General features: G+C 63.1%; 3 protein-coding genes. All 3 read right to left on the bottom strand.

All coding sequences use genetic code 11. The features are described from left to right. Window positions 1–112 precede the first annotated feature (112 nt). A complete protein-coding gene (locus tag Y707_RS27530) occupies window positions 113–1,492 on the bottom strand; it encodes a sensor histidine kinase (protein ID WP_051442199.1) in 1,380 nt (459 codons plus the stop codon). 70 nt (window positions 1,493–1,562) lie between these two features. Then, complete coding sequence (locus Y707_RS0118850; RefSeq protein WP_026536227.1) at window positions 1,563–2,237, bottom strand: response regulator; 675 nt, start codon at window positions 2,235–2,237, stop codon at window positions 1,563–1,565. 107 nt (window positions 2,238–2,344) lie between these two features. Continuing rightward, window positions 2,345–3,240: AfsR/SARP family transcriptional regulator (locus Y707_RS27535; protein ID WP_035782608.1), on the bottom strand; the 896-nt coding region annotated here is incomplete at its 5' end.

A 3,240-nucleotide genomic window follows, 5' to 3' on the forward strand; every position in this document is an offset into this window, starting at 1 on the left:
GCTGCCGCTTCGCCATCGCCGGCTTCGGCCACCACCCGGAAGTCACCGGTTTCCTCCAGGACGGAAACGATTCCCCACCTCATAACGGCATGGTCGTCGACCACGAGGACGGTTATGAGGCCAGTGGAACGCTGGTCATAACGCATGTTCCCTCCCCGGTGCTGGAGGTAATCTCTACCGTTCCGCCTGCTTCAGCCACCGTGTCCCGCGCCAGACGCAGTCCCAGATGTCCGTTTTGGATTTCCTGCGTGGAGTCGAAGCCGACTCCGTTATCGGCCACCCGCATTTCAGCCGTATGGTCAGAGAGGCGCAGCTCGACCGAGACCGACGTCGCCTCCGCATGCTTGGCCGTGTTCACCAGCGTTTCCCTGGCCACCCGGTACAGCAGGACCTCGGTCGTCCTGTCGACTTGGAAGGATTCCGGCACGTCAAGGGAGACGTCCACACCTTGTTCGCGCAAAGGGTCGACCAGCCGGTTCAATGCTTTGGGAAGTCCCATACGGTTCAAATCCGCCGGGTAAAGCTCGGTCAGCATGCCGCGCAGCGTCCCGATATTTCCCTGCAGGATCGTTCGCGCCTGGACGATGGTGGGACGAACAGTGTCGGGACTGCGCGTTTCGACGGATTCGAGTGCGTAGCTCAACCCTGCAAGATCCTGAATGACCTCGTCGTGGAGATCCCTGGCGATCCGCTTCCGCTCGAGATCTGAGGCGGCGATAGACTGCCGCAGCAACCGCCGTCGTACCAATTGGTGGCCCTGGACCCGCCGCGACAACCAGATAGCTAATGGGAGCTGGGCGGCCTGGAGCAGTACGAGCGCCAGCAGAACACCCGGAACGAGCCGGAGGAACAGCGCCCCTTGCTCAGCCAATGCCGCGTCGGCTGGATAATAAGCCTCAAAGATCAGCGGAACTCCAGCGGCCGACGTCGCCAGTGTGTAGACCTCCACCAGTTGGCCGGAATCCGACTCGAAGCGGTTTTCCCCTTCGTCCGGTTCCTCAATGACGGCCGTCGTTGAGGCGCCGTCGAAAAGTGCGGTGGCCCTGTCGGCCAGTTGCATCCGCTCTCCGATTAGCCGGTTCTCATCGGAATAGATGATGCGTCCATCCTCGGTGACGATCTTCACCCGCATCAGGTCGCCTTCACGGATCCGGGCGTTCACCACTTCGTCCAGGCGGTCCTGTGCCTCCGGATCTCCAGACAGCAAATCTTCATTGACGAATGGGGCGAGTGTGAAGTTGGCCATACGTTGAGTACTGGCGGCAATGTTCCCTAAAGCGTGATCGAGGGCTTGAGCCCGGACCCACAGCAGTGAAGGGATGAAAACCAGAATCATGGCCGTCAGGCCGAGGATCAGGAAAATGGTGATTGTTTCATGGACGACGGAACGGTCGTTGGCCTGTTCGTCCTTCAGCGGATGAAGATCCGAACGGATCGCGTCATCGCGCTCGTTCAGCGGCGCCGGGTCGACCGGTGCCAAAATGGTGCTCATGCGGCTTAGTTTGGAGTACAGACCTTGTGCCGACCTCGGGAATTTTCGATGCCCCGGTCTGCCTTTATTTTCAGCCCTCATAGTCGCGGTGGATCAAGTGGAGACGGGAAGCGATGACGACCGCCTCAAGCTGCGAATGGGCTCCCAGCTTGGACAGAATGGTCTTCACGTAGCCGCGGCAGGTCAGGGGAGACAGCCCGAGTTGCTTGGCTATCATGCGCACGTCCTTGCCCTCACCCATCAGCTCCAGGACGACACTCTCGCGAGGAGTCAGCTGCGGAACGCGCTCGGCTTCCTGCTCCTGTTCCCGTCTGCGGGACGTCAAGCCAGCTACGAGCGAAGGATCCACGACCAGGCTTCCCGGCCGGGCATGCCGGAGGGTCTGGAGCATCGAGGCCAATGATCCGTCCTTGGGCAGAAATCCACAGGCGCCCGCCCGGGCGGCCCGTTCGAAAACCTCTGGGGTCGCGTGGGCGGTCAATACGATCACGCGGGCCTGCGGGTTGTGTTCGAGAATGGTCGACGTGGCGCTGAAGCCGTCGCCGTCCTGGAGCTGGACATCCATAACCACCAGGTCAGGCTTGAGCTCCCGGCACATCCGGATACCGTCCGTGGCACTCGTGGCATGGCCAATACTGACAAGATCCGGTTCGCGGTCAAGGGCGCCAGTCAGCAACTCAGCAAAGGTCAAGTGGTCGTCCACCACCAGTACCCTTGTACGCGCCACTGTATTGCCGCCGTCCATATCGCCCCCTAACGGAAATGGCCGCTATAAGGGAGTATGCCGCAGAATAGGGTCCACGTACATGCTTTTGAGGACAAATATGTAGTTATGTTGCTTGCCCTTGTCACTTAGCTGGGCATTTGGGTTTGCATGACGAGTTGGGCTTGTTTGAGGAGGTTGGTCAGGACGCGGCTGGCGTCGCGGAGTGGTTCGTGGCTGGCCGTTGGTGCGGTCGCGGGAACGGTGGCTGCCCGTCCGGGGGCCGGTCCTGTCGCCGGTGTGGTGTTGGTGTTGGTGTGGGCGTGCAGGCACAGCAGGGCCGAGAGCAGGTCGGCGAGGCTGCCGTCGGCTTCGGCGGCGCCTTGGAGCAGTTCGCGGTGGATGCCCTGCAGGGCCGGTCCGGGGGTGCAGCCGAGTTCGTCGATGAACAGTTGGCGGCATTGTTCGTAGGCGTGCAGGGCGTCGGCGTGCCGGCCGGTGTTCCGCAGCGCGGTGAGCAGGGAGCACCAGGCGTTTTCGTCGAGTTTGTCGGCGTCGATAGCGCGGCGGGCGAGTTGGATCGCGTCCTCGTTCTGGCCGGTCGCGGCAGCGGCGTTCGCGGCGGCGACCATGGCCCAGGACAGCCGTGCGGTGTGGGTCTGGCGTTCGGCTTCGGCCCAGCCGGCGGTCGGTTCATTCGCGAGCAGCGGTTCGGCGGCGATGGCCAGCGCTTCGAGCAGCAGCGGGTACGCCTGGGCCGCGGGTGCGTGCTGGGCCTGGGCCAGAAGGTGGTTGAACCGGTCCAGGTCCAGATCGAGCAGGTCCCGGTCCATCACGTAACCGGCGGTGACGGTCCGCAACGCGCCGGTGCGGCTGGCGCCGGGCTGGATCCGGCGGCGCAGGATACTGATGTAGCTTTCCAGTGTCGGCAAGGCCTCCGGCGGTGCCGCGTCGCCCCAGATCAGGTCGATCAACCGGTCCTTGGAGACCGGTGTGCCGCGGTGCAGGACAAGGATCTCCAGGACCTGGCGGGGTTTGCACCCGC

It is taken from the genome of Arthrobacter sp. H14, assembly GCF_000520495.1.
In the GTDB taxonomy this organism is placed as follows: domain Bacteria; phylum Actinomycetota; class Actinomycetes; order Actinomycetales; family Micrococcaceae; genus Arthrobacter_C.